At 67.2% G+C, this 22,524-nt stretch carries 29 protein-coding genes and 3 pseudogenes; 14 read left to right on the top strand and 18 right to left on the bottom strand.

Annotated features, from left to right (window positions below; genetic code table 11):
- Nucleotides 1-77: 77 nt before the first annotated feature.
- The 4 genes and pseudogenes from ACWDMM_RS01785 to ACWDMM_RS01770 form a co-directional block, all read right to left on the bottom strand.
- A pseudogene (locus tag ACWDMM_RS01785) lies at nt 78-203 on the bottom strand (arsenate reductase/protein-tyrosine-phosphatase family protein); the annotation flags it as partial.
- Between the two features lie 15 nt (nt 204-218).
- On the bottom strand, nt 219-965 hold the full coding sequence (locus ACWDMM_RS01780; protein ID WP_449935489.1) for an aquaporin: 747 nt from the start codon (nt 963-965) through the stop codon (nt 219-221).
- Complete coding sequence (locus ACWDMM_RS01775) at nt 962-1,339, bottom strand: ArsR/SmtB family transcription factor (protein WP_195082966.1); 378 nt, start codon at nt 1,337-1,339, stop codon at nt 962-964. The genes ACWDMM_RS01780 and ACWDMM_RS01775 overlap by 4 nt, the downstream gene beginning before the upstream one ends.
- A gap of 77 nt (nt 1,340-1,416) precedes the next feature.
- Nucleotides 1,417-1,947 (bottom strand): ArsI/CadI family heavy metal resistance metalloenzyme, encoded by a 531-nt coding sequence (locus ACWDMM_RS01770; protein ID WP_449935487.1) that lies wholly within the window; start codon nt 1,945-1,947, stop codon nt 1,417-1,419.
- Nucleotides 1,948-2,045: 98 nt separating this feature from the next.
- On the opposite strand from ACWDMM_RS01770, the gene ACWDMM_RS01765 reads away from it, so the two are divergent.
- Nucleotides 2,046-2,405, top strand: a complete 360-nt coding sequence (locus ACWDMM_RS01765; protein ID WP_323124775.1) for an Rv2640c family ArsR-like transcriptional regulator — start codon at nt 2,046-2,048, stop codon at nt 2,403-2,405.
- Between the two features lie 61 nt (nt 2,406-2,466).
- Here the strand turns inward: ACWDMM_RS01765 and ACWDMM_RS01760 are convergent, their stop codons facing one another.
- Nucleotides 2,467-2,946, bottom strand: coding sequence for an SRPBCC family protein (locus ACWDMM_RS01760; RefSeq protein WP_449935485.1), 480 nt, complete (start codon nt 2,944-2,946; stop codon nt 2,467-2,469).
- Nucleotides 2,943-3,272 carry an ArsR/SmtB family transcription factor gene (locus ACWDMM_RS01755; RefSeq protein ID WP_195081398.1) on the bottom strand — a complete coding sequence of 110 codons (330 nt, stop codon included), beginning with the start codon at nt 3,270-3,272 and terminating at the stop codon, nt 2,943-2,945. Before ACWDMM_RS01755 ends, ACWDMM_RS01760 begins: the two co-directional genes overlap by 4 nt.
- Nucleotides 3,273-3,460: 188 nt before the next feature.
- Here ACWDMM_RS01755 and ACWDMM_RS01750 point away from each other — a divergent pair, with 188 nt between their 5' ends.
- Both ACWDMM_RS01750 and ACWDMM_RS01745 read left to right on the top strand, forming a co-directional pair.
- Nucleotides 3,461-4,705: an MFS transporter gene (locus ACWDMM_RS01750; RefSeq protein WP_449935483.1), complete on the top strand. Its 1,245-nt coding sequence runs from the start codon at nt 3,461-3,463 to the stop codon at nt 4,703-4,705.
- A 3-nt stretch (nt 4,706-4,708) separates the two neighbouring features.
- Nucleotides 4,709-5,080 (top strand): ArsR/SmtB family transcription factor, encoded by a 372-nt coding sequence (locus ACWDMM_RS01745; protein ID WP_195081397.1) that lies wholly within the window; start codon nt 4,709-4,711, stop codon nt 5,078-5,080.
- 318 nt (nt 5,081-5,398) lie between these two features.
- Here ACWDMM_RS01745 and ACWDMM_RS01740 read toward each other — a convergent pair whose 3' ends face one another.
- The 11 genes and pseudogenes from ACWDMM_RS01740 to ACWDMM_RS01690 all read right to left on the bottom strand — a co-directional run bounded on the left by ACWDMM_RS01740 (nt 5,399) and on the right by ACWDMM_RS01690 (nt 12,695).
- Entirely contained in the window at nt 5,399-5,890 is a 492-nt protein-coding gene (locus tag ACWDMM_RS01740; RefSeq protein ID WP_357205918.1) for an RDD family protein, read from the bottom strand.
- 292 nt (nt 5,891-6,182) lie between these two features.
- Nucleotides 6,183-6,440 carry an RDD family protein gene (locus ACWDMM_RS01735; protein ID WP_449935614.1) on the bottom strand — a complete coding sequence of 86 codons (258 nt, stop codon included), beginning with the start codon at nt 6,438-6,440 and terminating at the stop codon, nt 6,183-6,185.
- On the bottom strand, nt 6,430-6,582 hold the full coding sequence (locus ACWDMM_RS01730; RefSeq protein ID WP_357105371.1) for a hypothetical protein: 153 nt from the start codon (nt 6,580-6,582) through the stop codon (nt 6,430-6,432). Before ACWDMM_RS01730 ends, ACWDMM_RS01735 begins: the two co-directional genes overlap by 11 nt.
- Nucleotides 6,583-6,671: 89 nt before the next feature.
- Nucleotides 6,672-7,220 (bottom strand): hypothetical protein, encoded by a 549-nt coding sequence (locus tag ACWDMM_RS01725; RefSeq protein ID WP_195081395.1) that lies wholly within the window; start codon nt 7,218-7,220, stop codon nt 6,672-6,674.
- A gap of 387 nt (nt 7,221-7,607) precedes the next feature.
- Entirely contained in the window at nt 7,608-7,754 is a 147-nt protein-coding gene (locus tag ACWDMM_RS01720) for a hypothetical protein (RefSeq protein ID WP_357105366.1), read from the bottom strand.
- 76 nt (nt 7,755-7,830) lie between these two features.
- Nucleotides 7,831-7,983 carry a hypothetical protein gene (locus ACWDMM_RS01715; RefSeq protein ID WP_195081393.1) on the bottom strand — a complete coding sequence of 51 codons (153 nt, stop codon included), beginning with the start codon at nt 7,981-7,983 and terminating at the stop codon, nt 7,831-7,833.
- Between the two features lie 162 nt (nt 7,984-8,145).
- Nucleotides 8,146-9,705 (bottom strand): bifunctional 3-(3-hydroxy-phenyl)propionate/3-hydroxycinnamic acid hydroxylase MhpA, encoded by a 1,560-nt coding sequence (gene mhpA, locus ACWDMM_RS01710; protein WP_449935480.1) that lies wholly within the window; start codon nt 9,703-9,705, stop codon nt 8,146-8,148.
- Nucleotides 9,702-9,968, bottom strand: coding sequence for a DoxX family protein (locus ACWDMM_RS01705; RefSeq protein ID WP_357205929.1), 267 nt, complete (start codon nt 9,966-9,968; stop codon nt 9,702-9,704). Before ACWDMM_RS01705 ends, mhpA begins: the two co-directional genes overlap by 4 nt.
- 23 nt (nt 9,969-9,991) lie before the next feature.
- Nucleotides 9,992-10,630, bottom strand: a pseudogene (locus ACWDMM_RS01700) (AMP-binding protein); the annotation flags it as partial.
- The gene (locus ACWDMM_RS01695) at nt 10,627-11,565 is read right to left on the bottom strand and encodes a fumarylacetoacetate hydrolase family protein (RefSeq protein WP_449935477.1); all 939 of its coding nucleotides are present in this window, start codon (nt 11,563-11,565) and stop codon (nt 10,627-10,629) included. The pseudogene ACWDMM_RS01700 and the gene ACWDMM_RS01695, both read right to left, overlap by 4 nt.
- The gene (locus ACWDMM_RS01690; RefSeq protein WP_357105355.1) at nt 11,562-12,695 is read right to left on the bottom strand and encodes a VOC family protein; all 1,134 of its coding nucleotides are present in this window, start codon (nt 12,693-12,695) and stop codon (nt 11,562-11,564) included. Before ACWDMM_RS01690 ends, ACWDMM_RS01695 begins: the two co-directional genes overlap by 4 nt.
- Nucleotides 12,696-12,816: 121 nt before the next feature.
- Here ACWDMM_RS01690 and ACWDMM_RS01685 point away from each other — a divergent pair.
- The 11 genes and pseudogenes from ACWDMM_RS01685 (at nt 12,817) to ACWDMM_RS01635 (ending at nt 21,723) form a co-directional block, all read left to right on the top strand.
- A pseudogene (locus tag ACWDMM_RS01685) lies at nt 12,817-13,327 on the top strand (TetR/AcrR family transcriptional regulator).
- Nucleotides 13,328-13,785: 458 nt separating this feature from the next.
- Complete coding sequence (locus tag ACWDMM_RS01680; protein ID WP_357105353.1) at nt 13,786-15,003, top strand: acetyl-CoA C-acetyltransferase; 1,218 nt, start codon at nt 13,786-13,788, stop codon at nt 15,001-15,003.
- 24 nt (nt 15,004-15,027) lie between these two features.
- Nucleotides 15,028-15,783: an SDR family oxidoreductase gene (locus ACWDMM_RS01675; RefSeq protein WP_195081387.1), complete on the top strand. Its 756-nt coding sequence runs from the start codon at nt 15,028-15,030 to the stop codon at nt 15,781-15,783.
- A gap of 10 nt (nt 15,784-15,793) precedes the next feature.
- Complete coding sequence (locus ACWDMM_RS01670; RefSeq protein WP_449935612.1) at nt 15,794-16,777, top strand: NADPH:quinone oxidoreductase family protein; 984 nt, start codon at nt 15,794-15,796, stop codon at nt 16,775-16,777.
- A 40-nt stretch (nt 16,778-16,817) separates the two neighbouring features.
- Nucleotides 16,818-17,579 (top strand): 3-oxoacyl-ACP reductase FabG, encoded by a 762-nt coding sequence (gene fabG / locus ACWDMM_RS01665; RefSeq protein WP_357105350.1) that lies wholly within the window; start codon nt 16,818-16,820, stop codon nt 17,577-17,579.
- 17 nt (nt 17,580-17,596) lie between these two features.
- A complete protein-coding gene (locus tag ACWDMM_RS01660; protein WP_195044898.1) occupies nt 17,597-18,049 on the top strand; it encodes a MaoC family dehydratase in 453 nt (150 codons plus the stop codon).
- Between the two features lie 147 nt (nt 18,050-18,196).
- Nucleotides 18,197-18,949, top strand: coding sequence for an acyl-CoA dehydrogenase family protein (locus tag ACWDMM_RS01655; RefSeq protein ID WP_449935474.1), 753 nt, complete (start codon nt 18,197-18,199; stop codon nt 18,947-18,949).
- A 75-nt stretch (nt 18,950-19,024) separates the two neighbouring features.
- Nucleotides 19,025-20,026, top strand: a complete 1,002-nt coding sequence (locus tag ACWDMM_RS01650) for an NADP-dependent oxidoreductase (protein ID WP_323124239.1) — start codon at nt 19,025-19,027, stop codon at nt 20,024-20,026.
- A 15-nt stretch (nt 20,027-20,041) separates the two neighbouring features.
- Entirely contained in the window at nt 20,042-20,683 is a 642-nt protein-coding gene (locus ACWDMM_RS01645; protein WP_195081382.1) for a TetR/AcrR family transcriptional regulator, read from the top strand.
- A gap of 174 nt (nt 20,684-20,857) precedes the next feature.
- Entirely contained in the window at nt 20,858-21,031 is a 174-nt protein-coding gene (locus ACWDMM_RS01640; protein ID WP_323124240.1) for a hypothetical protein, read from the top strand.
- Entirely contained in the window at nt 21,028-21,723 is a 696-nt protein-coding gene (locus tag ACWDMM_RS01635) for a DUF3556 domain-containing protein (RefSeq protein ID WP_449935470.1), read from the top strand. The genes ACWDMM_RS01640 and ACWDMM_RS01635 overlap by 4 nt, the downstream gene beginning before the upstream one ends.
- On the opposite strand, the gene ACWDMM_RS01630 is transcribed toward ACWDMM_RS01635, so the two are convergent.
- Nucleotides 21,624-22,484: a fumarylacetoacetate hydrolase family protein gene (locus tag ACWDMM_RS01630; protein WP_357105332.1), complete on the bottom strand. Its 861-nt coding sequence runs from the start codon at nt 22,482-22,484 to the stop codon at nt 21,624-21,626. The two genes, ACWDMM_RS01635 and ACWDMM_RS01630, sit on opposite strands and share 100 nt — an antisense overlap.
- Nucleotides 22,485-22,524 lie beyond the last annotated feature (40 nt).

Genomic DNA, 22,524 nt, shown 5'->3' with positions numbered 1-22,524 from the left:
CGTTGGCGCCCGATATTCCGCATGAGCGCGCACTCGAGTTCCCTTCTGCCTGCCGCTAGGCTGACGCGGGTTCGTCGTGGTGCGGAGCCGGCGAAGCGGACTTCGACGGCGTCGCCGGCGAGGTGGGTGAGGAAGGCTTGGGCCATTTGTGAGCGTCCGGCGTTGTGGACGCAGACGAACAGCACGCTGGGTGTGGGGAGCATTGCCGGAGAGGACCTTCAGTCGGCGACGGTCGGCGTGGTGGTGGTGTCGTGGGGGACGACGGCGTTGTCGGCGCCGGCCGCGGTCGCGGTGGTCGGATAGAGGGCGGCGATCAGCGCCAGGCCCAGGAGCGCGCCGAGGATTTGGGCGGTGATGAATCCCGGCGCGGAGGTGGGGGCGATTCCGGCGAAGGTATCGGTGAACACGCGTCCGATGGTGACGGCGGGGTTGGCGAAGGAGGTGGAGCTGGTGAACCAGTAGGCCGCCCCGATGTAGGCGGCGACCGCCGCGGCCGAGAGCGCGGCGCGGCCGGATCGGGCGAGGGCGAAGACGACCGCGATGAGTCCGGCGGTGGCGACGACTTCGCCGAGCAGGTGGCCGCTGGTGATGCGGTGATGGGTGGAGATCTGTAGGGCGGGTTGGTCGAACATGGCGTGGGCGAGGGCCGCGCCGAAGACGGCGCCGATGGTTTGGGCGGCGAGGTAGCCGCCGAGGTCGCGGCCGGTCAGTCCGGTGCCATGGTGGCGGCCCAGCAGCCAGTCGGCGGCGGAGACGGCGGGGTTGAAGTGCGCGCCGGAGACGGGTCCGAAGACCAGGATCAGCACCGCGAGCCCGAACACGGTCGCGGTGGAGTTCTCCAGCAGCTGCAACCCGACATCCCCCGGCGAAAGCTGCTGGGCGGCGATGCCCGAGCCGACTACGACGGTGACCAGCAGCGCGGTCCCGACGAACTCCGCCAGCAACCGCCGCGCCCGGTCGTTCACCGGGTGACCGCCGCGGGGGCGGTGCTGTCGAGCAGCTGGGCGAGCTCGCGTAGAGCGGCGGGTTCGATGCGGTAGTAGACCCACGACCCGCGCCGCTCACTGCTGAGCAACCCGGCCTCACGCAGGACTTTCAGGTGGTGGGAGATGGTGGGTTGGCCGACGTCGAAGCCTGCGGAGATGTCGCAGACGCAGGCTTCCTGCCCGGCGTGGCTGGCGATCACCGACAGCAGCCGCAACCGCACCGGATCCGACAATGCCTTGAAGACGCCGGCCAGCTCGGTGGCGGCCTCGGCGGTCAGTGGCTGGCGGACCAGGGGCGTGACCTCACACGAGGATGAGGTCACGCCGATCAGCGGCAACTTCGGTTTCGACACACATCGATATTGATGAATATCGAAACCGTGGGCAAGCGAACACCTGGTGAACTCCCCGGCAGCCGCCGCGCCAAGGATCAGCTGCAGCAGGTGGCACCCGAGGCGATCGCTTCCTTCTTCGCCGCCGGGGTGCAGCACGCGCCCTCGGCCGCGGCTTCCTCGGCGGTGCCGCAGCACGCCTGGACCGCCTCGGCGTCCGACGGCGTGGCCGCGCCGGTGAGTTCGGGCGCCGTACCGAAGGTTTCGCTGTCGGCCAGGACGGTGTAGACCTCCCAGCGCTCCTTGTCCGGTGCGGTGATCCAGACCTTGTCCTGGGTGGCGAAGCAACAGGTCGTGGCGAGCTGTTCTTCGGTGAACAACCCGGCTTCGGAGAGGCGGGCGATCTCGGCGTGCACCTTCTCGGAGGTTTCGACCTCGACGCCGAGGTGGTTGACGCTGCCGCCGTGGCCGGGGTTCTCGATCAGCACCAGTTTCAGCGGTGGATCGGTGACGGCGAAGTTGGCGTAACCAGGCTTGCGTTTGGCGGGCTCCGTCGCGAACAGGGTCGAGTAGAACGCCACGGCCTGGTCGATGTCGTCGACGTTCAGGGCGAGTTGGATGCGGGACATGACTACCTCCACTTGTGTGACATATATCGAAGAACCGGTTCGGTGCCGAGTCTGCCACCTTTTCGACATATGTCAATGCAGTCGGTAGAGTCGATCGCATGCCCAAGACGCTGCCCATGATCGATATGTCCGCCCCGGTCTGCTGCGCGCCGGTCGCGGCGGGGCCGGTCGACGACGCCGCCGCGCTGGCAGTGGCGCTGCGGTTGAAGGCGATCGCCGACCCGGTGCGGGTGAAGCTGCTGTCCCTGCTGCTGACCAGCGCCGCGGGCGAGGAGAACGGCGGCGACCTCGCCACGGCGGTGGGTCTGTCGGAGTCGACGGTCAGTCATCACCTCGGCCAGTTGCGCAAGGCCGGGCTCGTGGAGTCCGAACGGCGCGGTATGAACACCTTCCACCGCGCCCGCCGCGATGCTCTGGCGGCGCTGTGTGTGGTGCTGGACCCCAACTGCTGCCGCTGAACGACAAGTGCGGCCCGCCACGGTGAGCGAGGCGTCGGGGCGGGTCGCACCGTTGATCGGGTCAGCCTTGCGCTTCGGCGGTTTTGGCGAACAACTCCAGCAGGGTGCCCCACCCGCCGCCTTGTTCGGCGATGGTGTCGCGGATGGCTTTGCCCTCCACGAGGCGGTCGAGGTGGCGGTGTTCGAGTTCGACGTTGGTGTGGTCGGGTCCTTCTGCGGTGAAGCGGATTTCGATTTCGCTGGCGTGATCGGGGTCGGGGTCGTATTGCCAGTGGCCGTTGATCTGCCAGGTCACCACGAGGCGCTGGGGTGGTTCCCAGGTGAGTACGCGGCCCCAGTCGCATTCGGTGCCGTCGACGCCGCGCTCGTACCAGCGGCCGCCGACGCCGGGTTCGAGGATCGCGTCGGCCATTTCGGTTTGTCCGATGTGGTAGGCGGCCGGCCACCAGCTGCCGAAGGATTGCGTGAAGAAGGCGAATGCCTTCTCGATCGGCATCGCGACACTGGCTTTGCCTTGCAGGGTGGGAAGGGTCGTGGTCATGAGCTCTCCTGTTCGGGGTCGGCCGCGGCGTCCACGGCCTTCTGGAAACTGGTCAGCGCGTCGTCCCAGATCCGCTGGAAGTACGCCTGGATCGCGGCGAGTCCGTCCGGATTGATCTGGTAGATGCGCCGCGTGCCCTGCGGTGTGGCCACCACCAGTCCCCCGTCCTTGAGCACCCGCAGATGCTGGGAAACGGCTTGGCGGGTGATCGGCAACGATTCCGCCAGCTCACCGACCGACGACGGCCGCCGGGCGAGTCGTTCGAAGATCGCCTGCCGCATGGGGTCGCCGAGGATGGTCAGATCCGCATCTCTGAAAGCAGCCACGTACGTAAGCGTGTGCTTTCAGATACGGTTCCGCAAGGGTTGCGAGGCGGATTTTTACGGGGTTTTCCGCTCGGTGATCACCAGCCGCAGGCGTGACCGCCCGCGCCGCCCTACTCGCCAATAGGTTCGCATCTGCGCACCTATTGGCGTAAGGTCGCCCTTAGTCGGAGAGTTCGGGGAGGTCAGGGGTGATCGAGGTATTGCGGCATCGCCGGTTCCGGCGTTTGTTCGCCGCGCAGGTGGTGGCGTTGGTCGGGACCGGTTTGCTGACGGTGGCATTGGGGCTGCTGGCCTACGATTTGGCCGGTAGCGATGCCGGGGCGGTGCTGGGTACCGCGCTGGCGATCAAGATGGTCGCCTACGTCTTCGTCGCGCCGGTGATTGCGGCGGTTACCGATCGAGTGCCACGCCGGGTGCTGCTGGTCTCCGCGGACGCGTTCCGGGCGGTGATCGCCGTGACGCTGCCTTTCGTCACCGAGGTGTGGCAGATCTATCTGCTGATCTTCGTGCTGCAAGCCGCCTCGGCGACGTTCACGCCCGCCTTTCAGGCAGTGATCCCGTCGGTGCTGGTGGACGAGGACGACTACACCCGCGGGTTGTCGCTGTCGCGGCTGGCCTACGACCTGGAATCATTGCTGAGCCCGATGATGGCCGCCGCGTTGCTGACGCTGATCGACTACAACCTGCTGTTCGTCGGCACCGCCGCCGGGTTCGTCGCCTCCGCCGTGCTGGTGGTGAGGACCCCCTTGCCGCGCCTGGTACCCGGTGACCGATCCGTGCCGCTGATCGAGCGGATCACCAGCGGCGCCCGAGTTCTGGTCGATCGGCCCGTGCTACGCGGCCTGCTGGCCATGAACCTGGCCGTCGCCGCGGCCACCGCGCTGGTCGTGGTCAACACCGTGATCTACGTTCAGGACCTGCTGCACGGCTCCGCCGCCGGTGTCGCCTTCGCCCTGGCCTGCTACGGCGGCGGCTCGATGCTCATCGCTCTCACCATGCCGCGGCTGCTGTCACGCTTCAGCGACCACCGCATGATGCTCACCGGCAGCGCTGCGCTGCCGGTGGGGCTGCTATCCGCGGCCGCGATCACCGCGGTTGATCCTTACCCCGGGCAGGGTTGGCTGCTGCTGGTCGTGGCGTGGACAGCGCTCGGCGCGGGCACCTCGATGATCAACACACCGTCCGCGCGTCTGCTACGCGCGGAATCGACACCGGAGAACCGCACAGCGGTCTTCACCGCCCAGTTCTCCCTCTCCCATGCCTGCTTCCTGCTCACCTACCCCGTCGCGGGATGGGTCGGCGCCGGAGCGGGCCAGCTCACCGCCGCACTGACCCTGGCCGCCATCGCTACACTTGCAGCAACCACAGCCGCCCGCGTCTGGCCCGCGACCACGCCGACCGAACCGGAGGCGGTGCCAGCAGGAAGGCGGTGAACGATGGCAGGGCCTCCGAATCCGGCCGCTGACCCTCCCGTGCCCAGCCTCCTTCACCCGATCACCCCCGACCAACCGCGTCTGGACGCCGCGACCGGCGCCTTCCGCATGCTGTCGGACCCCACCCGGCTGCACATCCTGTGGATCCTCGCCGACGGCGAAGCCGACGTCACCGCCCTCACCGAAGCAGTCGGCGCCTCCCGCACCGCGGTCAGCCAACACCTCGCCAAACTCCGCTTCACCGGCCTGGTCGACACCCGAAGAGAAGGCCGCCGCATCATCTACCGCGTCCGCGACGGCCACCTCACCCGACTGGTCCGCGAAGGACTCAACCTCGCCGACCACATCGTCACCGGCGAACCACCGCACGCCTGACCCGATCGGTCACACGGCCGAGCCCACCACGCCATGCCATGGCCTTCGCCGATCAAGCTGGACACGAGAGGTCGTACTCGAACTCATCATGCAAGCTGAGACTCTCCGTACCAGGGAGGCGAGAGGGTTGAGGTCGTTGTCGCCGCCACGACGTGGTGGCCATGCATCCTGTTCGGTCTCGGGCTTCCTGCTCTCCTCGCCGCGCTGGCTGGCATCGCGATCGGAGGCACCACAAGACCTACGACTGTGGCCAACGGTCACCTGAGCTCCCGAGGTGCTGGCGGTCAATGCCTCATCGACCTCCGCCAGACCAGGCGCTCAGCGATTCGCTGCCGACTGGCCGACCGGGTGGTGCTGGTCGCGTCGACGCACTGTGCGCAACCCGCAGGCCTGGCCCACGCTCGCGCCTTCGAGCAGGTACTGCAGTCCGATCACCACGAATCCGAACAGCCAGCGCGCGACCGTCTGCCACAACCGGGGGCGTCGGCCGTCCTTCCATCGGAGGACCCGCATTCCGAACAGCAGCTTCGCGACACTGCCCCGCAACAGCAGTGTGCCGAGGACGTGATTGGCGAACGACACCGCGAGCACACACGGAATGAACGCGCCCAGGAACTCCGCGACCCCGTCGAAAGCATGAAAGACACGTTGCGACAACGCGAAACCCACGACCAGCGCAACGAAGGCGTCGGTCACCGCAGCCAGGGCCAAGCGGTTCTCTCCCGCCTCATCCGGGACGCCGACCCGCCGGGAATCAGGCGACTGGGCGGGTGATCGGCTCTGGTGAGGACCGGGGCGTGTTGCGTTCACGCGATGTATTGTGGCGCAGCCCAGCAGCTCTCCCCAGGGATGTGGAGGTTGGCCCGCGTGCGGAACTGTGCAAACGACAGCGTCGAGCGTGGGGGCACCGCCTCGCCGAACTCGCTCACTACTGCGCTGTGAGCCCGGCGACACCCCATCGCCGAAGTCGCCGGTGGCCTGATCCGCCTTCTGGCCGGCCTCAGCGTCACAGCACGGTGACCAGGACCTCGCCCGTGTCACGAATCTCGTGAGATTCCGGCGCCTTCCGGTCTGCGAGCACCTGGCGTCGGATTACTAACTGTCATACCTCGACGACCTGGGTGCCGTCGGCGAAGTTGTCGTGCCGGCCCTGCTTGCTGGGGCTCGAGCCGACGGTGGCGGCGAGTGCGGCGAAGAACCACAGCACTCCGCCGATGCAGGGAACGAGGTTGAGCGGCATGTACGCGTTGCGCAGGGCCGAGTCCTTGATACTCGGTTTCGACGCACCGGCACGACCGTTGACGTGCAGCCCCAGGGCCTTCTTACCAAGCGTCGACCCGGTAGTGACTTCACAGGCCAGGAAATAGAGAAACCCGAATCCGGCACCCGGAAGGATGATCGTTGTACCGCTTGTACCAGCCGACCGAGGTACGTTCCGCCGAGTTCGAGGCTTCGGACACCACGTCCCGCTTCACCTCGAGAGCTTGCTCCGCTTTGGTCATTGCCTCATCCTTCGATTGGGCGTTCGTCACACAACGAAGCGGTGGCGTGAACCCGCACAGGCACTCGAGCCCATGCCGAGCCGCCGGCATCACCCCACGATCTGACTCCACCCGTCCTCGAGACGCCGCATCAAGTCGCTGAAGAATCCGTTCACCTGGCCTGCCTGCTGGGGCGTGTTCGACATCAGCGATTGAAGGAATCCGAATTCCTTTGTCAGCAAGTCGATCTGCAGATCACTGACTGCTTCGAACACCGAGAGGATCATCGCTTGCCAGTCGGGGTGCTGGCGACCGAGGCTTTGGAGTTTTGCCTTGGTCGAGCCCTGCAGCTGAGTGAACTGGGTTTGGGCGCTGTCCATCAGTTGACTGATCAGGTCCTCGAACTGTTCGCGTGAGATGTCACCGGCCAGGACACGCCGAGCATCCGTGGACGCGGCGGCGCCGGTGTGGCCGAACTGCTCCAGCATGCCGGTCTCGGCGGGTTGAAGGGCGTCTTCGACCTCCTGCGGAACATCCGCCGCTCTGACCTCGGGGATGTGCGTGGAGGACTCCGCCGAAACTGTGCCGTCGCCGGCGCTGCGGCGCTGGGCGATGGTGTCGAGCAGAGTGGAGAATTCCTGTGGATCGGTTCTGGTCATTGCCCCTCCAACAAGATCGTGCACTGGGCCTTGAAGTCGACGACACCAACTCGGCCAGATCGCCAGGGACTCCCGAGCCGTGTCGCGCTGAGCCGGTCGAACGGGTCAGCGCACACGGCAGACCCGCACAGTGGCATCCACCTCTACGCGGCGCTCAACCACAGGTTATGAGCACATCCCAGGGCAGGGATCACCCCTTACGGATGAAACCCGCGGGATGTCGAGATCCGATGGTTTTACGACATCCACCGACGTGGCCGGTGCCGACGCACTCCGATCAGCTGTTGGGTGTCATCCTCACCCGACAGTAGAGGGCCTGGATCGTGACGGCAGTGACGGCAACAGGCCACACAGCCGCCTCCCACGCCGACGGCCCGCCAGGCGGGCCTACTCGAACCCGCACGTCGCGAACGCGGGGTAGGCGCCGACGGCGACGAACGCGAAGGCCGTCATCGCCGGGGCCGACGAGGCGTACTGGTGAGTCCAGCGCAGCCGCAACTCTTCGCTGGACGGAGGGAACGCCGAAAACCCCACTGAGGTGTCATTACGCCTCGAGACCGCCGAGTTCGCCCAGTGTCGCCGAGAGCGAGTGATCGGTCGCGGCGAACGGCTACTTGTTCCTCGGTCTCCGCGCGGTGCGCCTGCGCACATGGCGGCGGCGATATTCGGTGCCGGGGACGGTGAAGTTGTCGTTGGTCTTGCCGCCGGTGCTCGCGGCGAACGTGATCGCGCCGATCAGCAGGACGACCCAGACGGCCAGCATCCACCAGCGGCGACGGCCACGAATCGGCCCAGAGCGAACAGATAGCGAGACATGGGATTCCTCCTACCCAGACATCGACGAGCGGGTCTAGCGGTAGCCGTCACGCATGATTCCGCTACCTTTACACCGACTCTGACGACATCGTCATGAGTAGTGTCCGAATCAATCAGCGGCTTTCGGGGTTGTCGAGCCGGTCTGCGCCGGACGTGCACTCGGCGCGAAACTCGGCAGTGACGAGTACAGATCCGACAGCGTTCTCCCGCAGGTCTGCACGGTGCCGTCGGGGCGGACGAGCACGGCGTCGGCATGCCCGCCGCGCAGCCAGCGGTTCAGCGCGGTGCCCGGCACGGCCCGCAACACCACACCGCCGCGCTGTTCGACGGTCACCGCCTCCATCGGTGATGGGGCGGATGTCGTGATGATGGCGTAGCGGCCGGCGATGAGGTCGTCGACCCGGCGCCCGTCGGCCATCCGTTCGTTCGGGACCAGCCGTCCGGCCAGACCTCGCCGCAGCGGCGGTGCGGCCACCAGCGCGGAGCGGTGCAGCGGCGGTGACTCTCCGCTGATGATCGTCCGGGTCAGCCCGGGCAGCCGGTGCAGTCGCGGAGCGAGCAGGTCGCGCAGTCGATTGCCCAGTTCGCCGCCCTCGGTCATGGTCATGCCGGTGAGCTTGGCCAGCCGGATCATCGTGCGCGCGTGCGGTTTCCGCTCGGTTTCGTAGGTGCCGAGGATCGACTCCGGCAGCTCGCCGCGCAGCACCCCGGCCAGCTTCCAGCTGAGGTTGGCGGCATCGCGCACGCCCGCGCCCATGCCCTGCCCGATGAACGGCGGGGTGAGGTGGGCGGCATCGCCGAGCAGGAATACACGTCCGGCACGCCATCGGTCGGCCAGTTGCGCGCGGAAGGTGTACTCCGCCACCCGGACCAGCTCGAAGCCCTCGCGGTCGGTGTCGGCCAGCCATGGGGCCAGCAGGGGCCACAGTCGAGCCAGGTCACGGTAGTAGTCGGCGGATTCGCCTGGCTGCAAACGGAATTCCCAGCGGTGGCGGGTCGCGCCGATGCGCATGTATGTCGCGGCTCGACGCGGGTCGCATACCTGATGCACGCCTCCCCAGTGCCCAGGATCGACCGTGGTCGCGAGGTCGACGACCAGCCAGCGCTGCTCGAATCGCAAGTCCCGCATGCGCGCGCCGATCGCGGCGCGCACCAGGCTGTTCGCGCCGTCGCAACCCAACACGTAGCGGGCGCGCACCGAGTAGGACGCGCCGGTCGCTCGGTCTTCGCAATCAACTCGGGCACAGTCCTTCTCGACCGCCAGCCCGGTGACTTCCACACCGCCGCGCAGCGAGACGGCCGGATGCAGTGCCAGATTGGCCCGCAACAGCGCCTCCAGCTCCGGCTGGTCGAACAGGTTGGCTTCGGGGAATCCGTTGCGGCCCCCGGCCGGATCGCGGTCGAATTGCGCCAGCACCCGATGCCGCCGATCCACCAGGCGCAACCCGGAAGCGGGCCGGGTGATCGCGTCGAACCCCGGCCCGATGCCCAGACGTTCCACGATCCGCCGGATCTCACCGTCGAGATGGACCGCGCGCGGCTGCGGGTAGACGCCCTCCCACCGCTCGAGCACCAGCGATTCGATGCCGTATTGGGCGAGCAGCGTGGCCGCGGTGAGCCCGGACGGGCCCGCTCCGACGATCACCACCGGAACTGTCGGCGAAGTCATCGGGATCCACCGGTCGACGTGGCCACGTAGGCCGCGGCGACCAGAGCCGCATCGGCTGCGGGCGCGATTTCGACTGTGCCGCCGTTTCGGAGATGGCCGGCGACCGCACCGGTCATCAACAGCACCAGCCCGGCCCCGGCAGCCCGGCCGATCGCGGGGCGGACCGGTCCCAGCAGCACCCCACCGGCCGCGAGGAGTTCGGCCGCGCCGATGCCGCGACAAGCGGTGGTGGAGTATCCGAGATGCGCCGCACGCCCGCGCATCGACGCGACCGCCGCGACCTCGGCCGTCCCGAGGTATAGGACTCGGCGGCGAGGGTATCGAGGTAGCCGATCCGGACGCCACCGATGCCGGGCAGGGTCGGCGGCGGCTCCGGAGCTGCCGTCGGACGCAACACCAGCAAGGCATCCAACAGACCGCGCGCCGCGAGCTCGCGTGCGGCGGTCCAGATGTCAGGCTCGAGTTCCGGACCTGCGGCGATCAAGACCCGAGCGCCCGAGCGGTGCAGCAGCTCCGCGACGCACTCGTGCGACAGGCCGCCATTGATCGGTGCGACGATGCCCACCAGCTGTGCGGCGAGGGTGGCCCGGATCAGCTCCGCGCAGTTGGGTGCGATCAGCGCGACCGCATCGGCGCGGCGCACGCCCAGCTCGTGCCGCAGGTTCGCGTACTTGTGCACGTCGGCGAGCAGATCGGAGTAGGTGCGCTGCGATGGCTCTCGCCATCGCGCCGCATCCGGCAGCACGGTGATCGCGGTGCGCTCCGGCCATCGCGTCGCCGCGCGGACGCGCAGGGCGTAGGTCGATTCGGGCAGGCCGCGCGCCTCGAGCGGTACCGCTTCGATGGCGGCCAGGTCCTCCGGGCCGGTGTACCGGGGCCAGAGCAAGTCCTCGGTCGAGGTCTCGAGGGTTGTGTTGTCGGTCATCGGGCGTACCTCACGACCGTGCGCTGGCGGCCCAGGTCGAGGGCGCCGTCGTCGGTGCCGATCGCGGCCTCGACCACGTCCCCGTCCTTCAGGTACTTCGGGTTCTTGGCCTGGCCCTGGAAGAACATCTTCCACTTGACCTTCGGCGGCAGCAGCGAGCCGATGATCTCCACCGGCTTGGGCGGGGCACTGAGCGCGGTGCCGATCGGGGTCCCGGTGAGCAGCAGATCCCCGGCGTCCATGCGCTGGAATCGGGTCAGCGCGCGCAGCGTCTCGACCGGCCGGTAGATCATGTCCGCGACCGTCATGTCCTGCCGCAGCCCGCCATTGACCCACAGCCGCAGCCGCAGATCTCCGAACCGCTTCAGCTCATCGGCGTCGAGCAGCACCAGCGCCGGGCCGACCGGAGTGAAGGTCGGATACGACTTCGCCTCGTAGAATTGCGTTTTCGGCAGCTGCACGTCGCGCGCCGAGATGTCATTGGTAACCACCAGGCCCGCGACGTAGTTCGCGAGGTTCTCCGCCGAGACTTCAGAGCCGACCGGCATCTCGCGACCGAACACGAGGCCGATCTCCACCTCGTAGTCGAGCAGCTGCACATGCGCGGGCCGGATGACGTCGTCATGGGGTCCACTGATCGATCCGGACGCCTTGCGGAAGAACGTCAGCGGCACCGTCTCCGGGTCCATCCCCGCATCCTTCACGTGCGAAGCGAAGTTCGTCATCTGCGCCACCACCCGACACGGCGCGGTCACCGGGGAAATCAACGAAAGGCTCTCCACTGTCACGGTTCCCGTGCCGGATGCAGCCGCGGCGATCGCCTCACGATCGGCGAGCAGTTCCCGCGTGGTCGTCGCGGTGGTATTGATACGGGCAGCAGCGGCGCGGGTCTGCACCCACCAGGCGTCGGCGGTGCGGAGGATGGATGTGCTCATGAATCGGCCACTTTCAACAGGCCGCGCAGGCGGCGGATATCGAATTCGTTGTCCTCGCGCAGCGCGTCGATGATCGAGCGCAGTTCGCGCAGCGATTCGGCTCCGGGCTTGATGCCGAGGAAGTCCTTGGTCACGGGCGGGCCCCACTGCGCCAGACCGGAGGCGCTCATCGGCGCCCAGCCCGGCTGGAGGGTGCAATCGAACATGTCCCCGTCACTGAAGTGCTCCACCATGAACCCGTCGGGATCGCGCCAGTAGTCGAAGATCTGGCTGCCCTGGATATGGCGACCTATCCCCCACGATCGGCGATAACCCTGTTCGCGCAGATACTCACCGCCGGCAGCGAGCGCGTCCAGGTCGGCGACCTGATACGCGGAGTGCACATAGCGGTTCGACGGCCCCAGCGTCAGAGCGAGCGTGTGGTGGTCAACCGGTACCGAACCCCGGTCGCAGCGAATGAAACTCATGACCGGACCGCGCTCCCGCTGGCCCGGGTAATAGAGGAAGTCGCTGACGATCAGGCCCAGATTCCGCAGATACCAGTCGAGGGTCTCGCGGTATCTCGTCGACTGGATCACCACGTGTCCGAGCCTGCGCACGCGTGCCGGTGCACGTAGCGGTCGCTGTGTGGCATTCACCCGGGCCACCTCGTGCCCGAAGTTGAAGATGTGAGGCTGCTGCGTCGGCAAAGCTTCCAGTTCGTGGGTTTCGGCGACCACTCGCACCCGCAAGCGGCTCGGATCGGCCAGGTCGACGGTCAGTCCGCCCACAGATTCCGGCAATGGCATGGCTGGCGCACCGGTCGCGGCGGCCAGTCGCAACAGATCGGCGGAATCGGCGGCACGAAAGGCGGGACCGACGAAGCGCGAGCGGACGCCACGCCGGATGAGCACGCAGGGCGCGCCCGGATCGGTCCCGCGCAGCTGCAGCTCGTCGGCCGTCCGCATGGCGGTCTCGAACCCGAAGGCGTGGGCGAAAGCCTCCGCTCCGTCCAGGTCGGGCTTCTCGAACTCCAGCCACGCCAAGTCCAGCACCTTGATCACGGGATTGCGCGCCCGGCCCGGATGCTCACCCGCGTGCGCCCCCTGCTCGCTGTGCAGACCGCTGTGTACATCGTGATGGCCGCTCATCGACCACTCCCTTCCAAGCACTGACGATATCGTCACTCACGAGAGCAGCGTCAGTCAATATTTCTGACGATTCCGTCAAAATTGAATCGAGCGGAACCTGTCCAGTAGGAGATATGCATCGATGACCACGCACAATGGGTCGGAGTCCAATCGCCTGGAACGCCGCAAGGCCCGCACGCGCGCCGCGCTGGTCGGCGCGGCGCAATCACTGCCGGCCGAGGGGCAAGATCAACGTGCCGATCCTCGAGGTCACCCAGGCCGCCGACGTCGGCATGGGATCGTTCTGCACCGCCTGCATCCCACCCTCAGCAAGGTCTTGCTCAATGACGGCCTCAGTTTGGCGAACTCGCGCCGCGGGCTCGCGCCCCGCGCACGCCGCGACATCGAGGCCGCGGCCGAAGCCGGGCGCTTCGACATTCGCGACCCGGAGCTGTCGATGACCATCGTCGCCGGCGCTGCCCCGTGCGTCGGACGCCTGCCGCACGACCATCCCGAACGCGACGACGCCGAGGCCGCCGACCAGGTGGCCGAGGACCTGCTGCGCATGTTCGGGCTCTCCTCCGAGGAAGCCCACGAAGATCTGCCGACGCCCGCTACCGCCATTGACCTGCCGCGTCGGCTCGAATCCATAGACTCAGCGGTCGTCAGCGGCGGGAGCCTGCGGTTTCCGCCTGCGCCACGGCGTTCCGGGTGTGTGCGCAGCGTGGCGTCGTTATCCACGTCGCCGCCGGCCCCGAGAAACACCGACATGACCATGCAGCTGGCCGGCATCGCAGTAATGGACCGGGGCGTCGTGATGCCCTCGCATACGAACAGAGCTGGACGGGATTCGAGGGTGCAGCTGGGTTTCGGCCACCGACTTGCGAAGTTCGGGGATCGGCGTCCCATGTTGCCAGGCAGCGGGCAGTTGAGACCGATGTCGTCCGCATAGGCGGGGCTGCCTTTTCCGGTGCTGTCCACGAGGAGTCGCGTGTCGAAATGTGTCCTGCGTCACACGGCGGATTCGTTGTGACGTATTGACCACCGCCAATCCGTCGAGCATCGTGGCGGAGGTTAACAAGCGCTCAGTAATGTCTGAAAGGTCGCAGTCATGCCCGAAGCCGTCATCGTCTCTGTCGCCCGGTCACCGATCGGTCGCGCCGGCAAGGGTTCGTTACGCGATCTCCGGCCGGACGACTTGGGAGCGCAGATCGTGCGGGCCGCGCTGGCGAAGGTGCCGGCCCTCGATCCGAACAGGATCGACGATTTGATGCTCGGGTGCGGCCAGCCCGCCGGTGAGTCGGGCTTCAATCTCGCACGGGTGGTGGCGATCCTGGCGGGTCTGGACCGGGTGCCCGGCACAACGGTCAACCGGTACTGCTCATCGAGTTTGCAGACGACCCGGATGGCGCTGCACGCCATCCGAGCGGGCGAGGGCGACGTCTTCATCTCCGCCGGAGTCGAAACCGTGAGCCGCTACGTCAAGGGCAACGCCGACGGCCTGCCCGGCACCCAGAACCCGGTGTTCGCCGACGCGGTGCGCCGGACCGCGAAATTCGCCGAGGGAGGCGAGATCTGGACCGACCCGCGCACCGATGATCTGCTGCCCGACGTCTATATCGCGATGGGGCAGACCGCGGAGAACGTGGCGCAACTGTGCGATGTGAGCCGTGCCGAACAGGACGCTTTCGGTGTCCGCAGCCAGAACCTCGCCGAGGCCGCCCTCGCCAACGGGTTCTGGGAGCGCGACATCACCGCGATCACCTTGCCCGACGGCACTGTCGTCTCGAAGGACGACGGGCCGCGGCCGGGAGTCACGCTGGAGAAGGTCGCCGAACTGAAGCCGGTGTTCCGGCCCGACGGGACGGTGACGGCCGCCAACTGCTGCCCGCTCAACGACGGCGCCGCCGCGGTCGTGATCATGTCGGATGTCAAGGCCGCCGAGCTCGGCCTGACGCCGCTGGCTCGGATCGTGGCGACCGGAGTCAGCGCATTGTCGCCCGAGATCATGGGCCTGGGACCGGTGGAGGCGTCGAAGCAGGCGCTGGCCCGGGCCGGTATGACGATCGATGACGTCGACCTGGTCGAAATCAACGAGGCCTTCGCGGCCCAGGTGATTCCCTCGGCGCGGGAGCTGGGCGTCGACTACGACAAGCTCAACATCAACGGCGGCTCCATCGCGGTGGGTCACCCGTTCGGCATGACCGGCGCCCGCATCACCAGCACCCTGATCAACTCCCTGCAGTTCCATGACAAGCAGATCGGCTTGGAAACGATGTGCGTCGGCGGCGGCCAGGGCATGGCGATGGTGCTCGAGCGCCTGTCGTAACCGCAGACTCCGCAGAAGGACTCATTGATGAACAGATTCGAAGGCAAGACCGCGATAGTCACCGGCGCGAGCCGAGGCATCGGGCTCGGTATCGCGCGGCGCTTGGTGGACGAGGGGGCGAGAGTCGTGATCACCGCCCGCAAAAAGGACGCCCTCGACGAAGCGGTGGAAACACTGGGCGGGCCGGAGCGCGCACTGGCCGTCGCGGGCCGCGCCGATGACGTCGACCACCAGGCGGAGACCGTCGCGCGCGCGATCGACACATTCGGCGGCGCCGACCTTCTCGTCAACAACACCGGCATCAACCCGGCGTACGGGCCGATGGTCGATCTGTCGTTGGAGGTGGCCCGCAAGATCGTCGAGGTCAATTGTCTGGCCGCGCTGTCCTGGGTTCAGCAGACCTATCGCGCCTGGATGAAGGACTTCGGGGGCGCGATCGTGAACGTGTCGTCGGTCGCTGGTCTCAAGCCGGCGCCCGGCATCGGCTTCTACGGTTCGAGCAAGGCGATGCTCACCCACATCACCCAGGAACTCGCGGTCGAACTCGGTCCGAACTTGCGGGTCAACGCCGTCGCGCCCGCGGTGGTGAAGACGAAATTCGCCACCGCCCTCTACGACGGCAGGGAGGACGAGGTGGCCGCGGCATACCCGCTGAAGCGGCTCGGCGTACCCGAGGACATCGGCAGCGTGGTGGCGTTCCTGCTCTCCGACGACGCGAGCTGGCTGACGGGTCAGTTGCTGGTCGTGGACGGCGGCGTCACTCTGACGGGCGGAGTCTGACGTGGCGCGGATGAAGGCATGGCGGGTCCACGAGCTGGGCGAACCGGGCACTGTGCTCCGGCTCGATGACGTGGAAGTCCCGGAGCCCGGCCCGAGGCAGGTAGTCGTGCGGGTCCGCGGCGCCGCGGCGAACTTCCCCGATGTGCTGATGTGCCGCGGCCTCTATCAGGTCCGGCCGCCGTTGCCGTTCACGCCCGGCGTCGAATTGTGCGGCGAGGTGGTGGCGGTCGGCACCGAGGTGGCCGGGACAGCTGTCGGTGACCGGGTGCTCGGTGGCGCGGCGCTGCCCCACGGCGGTTTCGCGGAATTCGCCGTGCTGGAAGCCGCCCAGACCTTCCGCGCGCCGCCGTCATTGGATGACGCGGAGGCGGCCTCCCTGTTCATCGGCTACCAGACCGGCTGGTTCGGATTGCATCGGCGGGCCGGATTGACAGCGGGCGAGACCCTCCTTGTGCACGCCGCGGCGGGTGGCGTGGGCAGCGCCGCGATCCAGCTCGGCAAGGCCGCGGGCGCTCGAGTGATCGGCGTCGTCGGTGGAGCCGAAAAGGCCGCCTACGCCGAGGCCTTGGGCGCCGACGTGGTCATCGATCGTCATCAACGGGACTTCGTCGACGTCGTCAAGCAGGTCACCGACGGTCGCGGCGCCGATGTGATCTACGACCCGGTCGGCGGCGAGGTGTACCAGCGGTCCACGAAATGCGTCGCCTTCGAGGGCCGCATCGTGATCGTCGGGTTCGCCGGCGGCGAGATCCAAAGGGCCGCATTGAATCACGCGCTGGTGAAGAACTATTCGATCCTCGGTCTGCACTGGGGTTTGTACAACGCCCAGGACCCGGACGCCGTCGCCGAGTGTCACCGCGCGCTGACCGCACTTGCCGCTGACGGTGCGATCCGTCCCCTGGTCAGCGCGCGGCTGGCACTCGCGGACGTTGCCGACGCCGTGCAGCGACTCGCGGACGGCCAGACCGTCGGCCGCGTGGTCTACACGCCCTGAGGCCAGCCTTCCACCGCAATCACATCTTCGAGGAGTATTCATGACCGATCCGACACAACGAACTGCGATCGTCACCGGCGCCGCTCGCGGAATCGGCGCCGCCGTCGCCGGGCGGCTGGCCGCTGACGGTATGGCAGTAGCCGTGCTCGACCTGGACGAGGCCGCCTGCAAGACGGTCGTCGACGAGATCGAGTCGGCCGGCGGCCGCGCGCTCGCGGTCGGTGTCGATGTCGCGGACGAGGCGGCCGTCACCCAGGCGGTCGATCGCGTGGCCGCCGAACTCGGCGCACCGACGGTGCTGGTCAACAACGCCGGGATCCTGCGCGACAATCTGCTGTTCAAGATGAGTGCCGACGACTGGGATGCCGTGCTGAATGTGCACCTGCGCGGGTCGTTCCTGCTGGCCAGGGCGGCGCAGGCGCACATGATCGAGCAGAAGTGGGGTCGCATCGTGAACTTGTCCAGCACGTCGGCACTCGGCAACCGCGGCCAGGCCAACTACGCGGCAGCCAAGGCCGGGCTGCAAGGATTCACCAAGACCCTCGCCCTCGAACTCGGCAAATTCGGTGTCACCGCCAACGCGGTCGCCCCGGGATTCATCGAGACGGAGATGACCGCGGCCACCGCCGCCCGGATGAACATTCCCTTCGACGAGCTGAAGACCGCTATGGCCGCCCAGATTCCGGTCGCCCGCACCGGTACCCCCGCCGACATCGCGCACACCGTGTCGTTCCTGGTGAGCGAGGGCGCCGGCTTCGTGTCGGGCCAGGTCATCTACGTGGCCGGCGGCCCGAGGAACTGAACGGAGGAGAGAGAGTCGTGCAGGTATTCCAGGGCCTGTCCGAGCTGGAGTCCGCGGTCGGAACCCACCTCGGATACAGCGATTGGCACACGGTGACCCAGGAACAGATCGATCGCTTCGCCGAAGCGACCGGGGATCACCAGTGGATCCACGTGGATCCGGTGAAAGCCGCCGCCGGACCATTCGGCACCACCGTCGCACACGGGTTTCTCACCCTGTCGATGGTGCCGATGCTGGCCGGCGAAGTGTATGCGGTGCGGGGCTTGTCCATGGGCGTCAACTACGGCACGAACAAGGTGCGATTCCCCACTCCGGTCCCGGCCGGATCCCGGGTCCGAGCCGGTGTCGAGCTGGTCTCGCTCGTGCCGGGCAGCATCGGGTCGCAGGCAGTGATCCGAGTGACCGTCGAGCTCGAGGGGTCCGACAAACCCGCGTGTGTGGCCGAGACGGTCGCGGTGCTGGTGCCGTGATGGACGATCGGGACGATCTGCGCAACCGGGTGGAAAGCCTACTCGCAGAGTATGATCCGGCTGCCACCGAGTCAACTAGGCGACGGAAGTCGCAGCGCGGCGCTGCTGACACCGTTCTCCACGGCGCTCGCGACGCGAGTCCCGGCTTTGACGGCTGATGCGGATGGCCGGGTATCCGGTCGCGTCACCAGCGTCACCAGCGTCACCAGCGTCACCAGCGTCACCAGCGTCACCAGCGTCACCAGCGTCGCCGGTGCGCTCGACGCCGATGTGCTGCTGGCCGCCGTCGAGACAGCGGACGGTACGGAGGTGCACGCCTTGGCGGCCGCCGCGGCGGCGATCGAGCCGGTGGTCTCCCTCGACATGACCCGTCCGCTGGCCGACGTCGTCATCGACTCCGTGCCGAGCCGGGTGGTCGTCGCCGCCGAATTCGGCTGGTCAGCCATACAATCCGGCTTGACGATCGGCGCGGCACTCCTGGCGTCCGAGCAAGCTGGGGTCGCCGCCTGGTGCCTGGAGACGACCGTCGAGTACTTGAAGCTGCGATGCCAGTTCGGCCGAGTGGTCGGCGGATTCCAGGCGCTCGAGCACCGCCTCGCCGATCTCTACGTCGAGGTCGAGTCGGCCTCGGCCGCCGCGCGGTACGCGGCGGGAACATTCGCGGCGGACGACCGCGACAGCGTGATCGCCGCCGCCGTCGCGGCGTCCTACTGCGGCGATGTCGCGGTGCGGGCCGCCGAGGAAGCCGTCCAATTGCACGGCGGGATCGGCATGACCTGGGAACACCCGGCGCACCTCTACCTCAAGCGAGCCAAGGCCGACCAGATCGGGCTGGGAAGTCCCGGCCACCATAGGAGCTTGCTGGCGGACCTCGTCGGGCTGCCGTTGGAACAACGCTGAATGACCGATTCCGGCCGGCAGCTCGGAACTCGACGCTGTCCGGCCCGATCTGTTCGGCGAACGAAAGGAGATCCCGTGACAACTACCCAGCAGGTGCGGCTCGCGAAACGGCCGTCGGGGCTGCCCGACGCGGACACGTGGAACCTGACGACCGAGGACCTTCCCGCGCTCTCCCCCGGGCAGATCCTGGTAAAGGTCGATTTCATCTCCCTCGATCCGGCCATGCGCGGCTGGCTGAACGACGTCCGATCATATGTCCCGCCGGTCGGTGTCGGGGAAGTCATGCGTGCACTGGATATCGCCACCGTTGTCGAGTCGACGCATCCCGACTTCGCCGTCGGCGACGCCGTCAGCGGAACTTTCGGCGTGACCGAGTACGCGATCCATGACGGCCGGGGAGTGCAAAAAGTCGATCTGACTTCGGCGGACGGTCCGACTTGGTTGGGTACGCTCGGAATGCCGGGAATGACAGCCTATTTCGGGCTGCTCGAGGTCGGCCAACTCCGAGCCGGGGACACCGTGGTGGTCTCCGCGGCTGCGGGCGCCGTCGGCAGCGTCGCCGGTCAAATCGCGAAGATCAAAGGTGCGAGAGTGATCGGGATCGCGGGCGGCGCTGAAAAATGCCGGATGCTGACCGAGGAACTCGGCTTCGACGCGGCCATCGACTATCGGAGTGAGAACGTCCTGCTGCGGCTACGAGAGGTCGTTCCGGAGGGAATCGACGTCTATTTCGACAATGTCGGCGGTGACATTCTCGATGCCGCGCTCGCCGATCTCCGGCGCGGCGCCCGCATCGTCCTCTGTGGCGCGATCTCGGCGTACAACGCGGAGAAGCTCCCTCCGGGGCCTTCGCGATACATGTCGCTGCTGGTCTCCCGGGCGTCGATGACGGGCTTCGTCGTTTTCGACTATGCGGATCGTTACGGCGAGGCCATCGCGGAGATCTCCGGTTGGCTGGCCGAGGGCAGGATCAAGAGCAGGGAGCATGTCGTGCACGGCGGTGTCGCCCGCTTCGGTGAAGCCTTGAACATGCTGTTCACGGGAGCCAACACCGGCAAACTCGTGCTCGCCGTGTAGCGCCATACTGTCCAGGTGACCGATACAGAGGACCGATCGCGCGCGGACCAGACCCGAGCGCGGCTGCTCGACGCGGCGGTGGTCGCCTTCGCCGAACGCGGCTTCCACGGCTCCACGACCCGCGACATCACATCGATCGCCGGAGTGAGCACCGGGACGATCTACGTGTACCACCGTTCCAAGGAAGAGTTGCTCTATCAGATCTCACGCGCCGGTCACCTGGACACCCTGGAGCGGGTCCGCGCCGCCATCGCCTCGGCACAAGACCCCGCCGGGCAGCTGCTCGCCGTGATGAAAGAGTTCACGATCCATCACGCCCGCGCCCACACCGTCGCCCGGATCATCAATTACGAGCTCGCCGCTTTGAGCCCGGAACATCAACAAGAGATCAAGGAAATCCGGCGTGCGATCGAAGGAGAGGTCAGGAGCTTGATCGAGCGAGGGGCTGCCGCGGGGGTGTTCGAGAACTCGAATACCCATATGGCCGCGACCGCGCTGCTCTCGCTGGGAATAGATATCGCGCGCTGGTACCACGAGGGCGGTTCCTGGTCACCGGAGGAGATCGGCGACTATTACGCGGACCTCGCGCTGCGGATCGTAGGCGGTCGGAGGCCGAGTTCTGCCGAGTCCGCCCGGTCGGGAAGATCTCGGGGATGAGCCCATGCACAGCGACGCCGCGGAGGCGAGCTCACCGCGGCGACTGACGACGTCGCCCTCATCACCTCCGCGGTGGCCGAGATGACCGACCGTTCGTTCGCCTATATCGATCGCGTTTCCCAGCAAGTCGTGACCGCCTAGCAGGACGAGCGGGACCGGTGGCTACAGAACCAGATGGCCGCCCGCACCGCTCGGGTGCGCTCGATCCTGTCCGGACAGCACGTCGACCCGATCGACAGCGAGCGTGCGCTGGGCTATCGGCGAGACCGAACCCACTTGGGCACGGTTGTCTGGTCCGACGCGCGCGCCGACCAGCTGCGCGCGGCCAAAGTGCCGTTTTACCCGTGAGGACGAACGCGGAGTCGTCGACGTGGCTTTGTACGCGGTCGTGCAGGCTCCGGAATCCAAGCGTTGCTCGCGCCCGGTCGTGGCGTTCCCCGGTCGACGGCGGTCACGTAGGTCTGCTCGATCCCAAGGTCGTCGTCGCTCTGGTCGTCGCCCTCTGCGCGCTGGGGTTGCGGGACAAGACGGTATTCCTGGCCGCCCGCCCCGAGCACTACCTGGTGATGCTGCTGATGTTCTTCGTCCCCTTCGCCGACATGATGATCGGATTCAAACTGGTCATGCTGGCACTGTGGTGGCCGAAGAGCGCCGAGCTGAAACCCGAGCAGCGTGTGACCATGAGCGCCGGGCTGCCGGTCAGCCAGTCGACCAAGTTGTACGGCCCCGAGATCGCCGACATCCTCATCCAGAGCGGTCTCGGCTGGCGAACGATGCATACCCACGGCCGGGGGCTCAACGGTCTGATCAGTCACGCGATCGACAACGAGGACGACTACGCCATCCGCGACGGAGAGGTGGAGACGCTTCACAGGTTCGCGGCGCGATTTGACGCCGCATTTACCTCCCGTGTTGCCGGTCTGTCGAGGTCTTCGCGTCGTTATGCGACTGTGCAGGGGTTGCGCAGCTCGCCGAGGCCCTCGATCGTCGAGCGCAGTATGTTGCCCGGGGCGAGGAACCGTGCCGGGGTGCGTGAGTAGCCGACGCCGGCCGGGGTGCCGGTGAAGATCAGATCGCCGGGGAACAACTCGCAGATGCCCGACAGGTGGGAGACCAGCGCGGCGACGTCGAAAATCATCCGCTTGGTGCGGCCCGATTGCACGGTCTCGCCGTCGAGGACGGCTTCGATGGCCAGATCGTTGGGGTCGTCGAGTTCGTCGAGAGTGGTCAGCCACGGGCCGATCGGCGCGAACCGCTCGTAGCTTTTGGCGAGGCTGAATTGCGGTGCGGTGCCGGCCATTTGTGATCGACGCTCGGAGATGTCCTGACCGATGCAGAATCCGGCGACGTGGTCGATGGCCTGCTCGGTAGCGATGTGACGTCCGCCGACACCGATCACGGCGACGAGTTCCACCTCCCAGTCACAGGTGCCGGTAGGCAACGGGATCGCGTCACCGGGGCCGGTGATCGCGGAGGCGAATTTGGTGAAGACCAGCGGGTTTTCGGGCAGTGCGAGCCCGGTTTCGTCACTGTGGTCGGCGTAGTTCAGCCCAACGGCGAAGATCTGGCGTGGCGCACGCACCGGCGGACCGAGCCGTGTCAGATCGGCGAGCAACTGCGCGCCCGTCACACGGGCATCCACATGGGGCCGATTGCCGCTGAACCAGGCGCGGATCTGCCGTATGTGCGCCACGGCCTGATCGGGATCGCTGGGCAGGACGCCGTCGGAGGCGTTGGCGAGGTCGATGATGCCGGTATCGGTGACGAGCGTGGCACGGCCGTCGAGATTGGCGAGCTTCATGAGAGGGGCGGATGTCCTTTTCGGTCGGGTGGGCCGTGCA

The organism is Nocardia sp. NPDC003726 (assembly GCF_053586955.1).
Note: the sequence above shows the minus strand (reverse complement) of the source record. Positions and strands in the feature narration are given on the sequence as shown.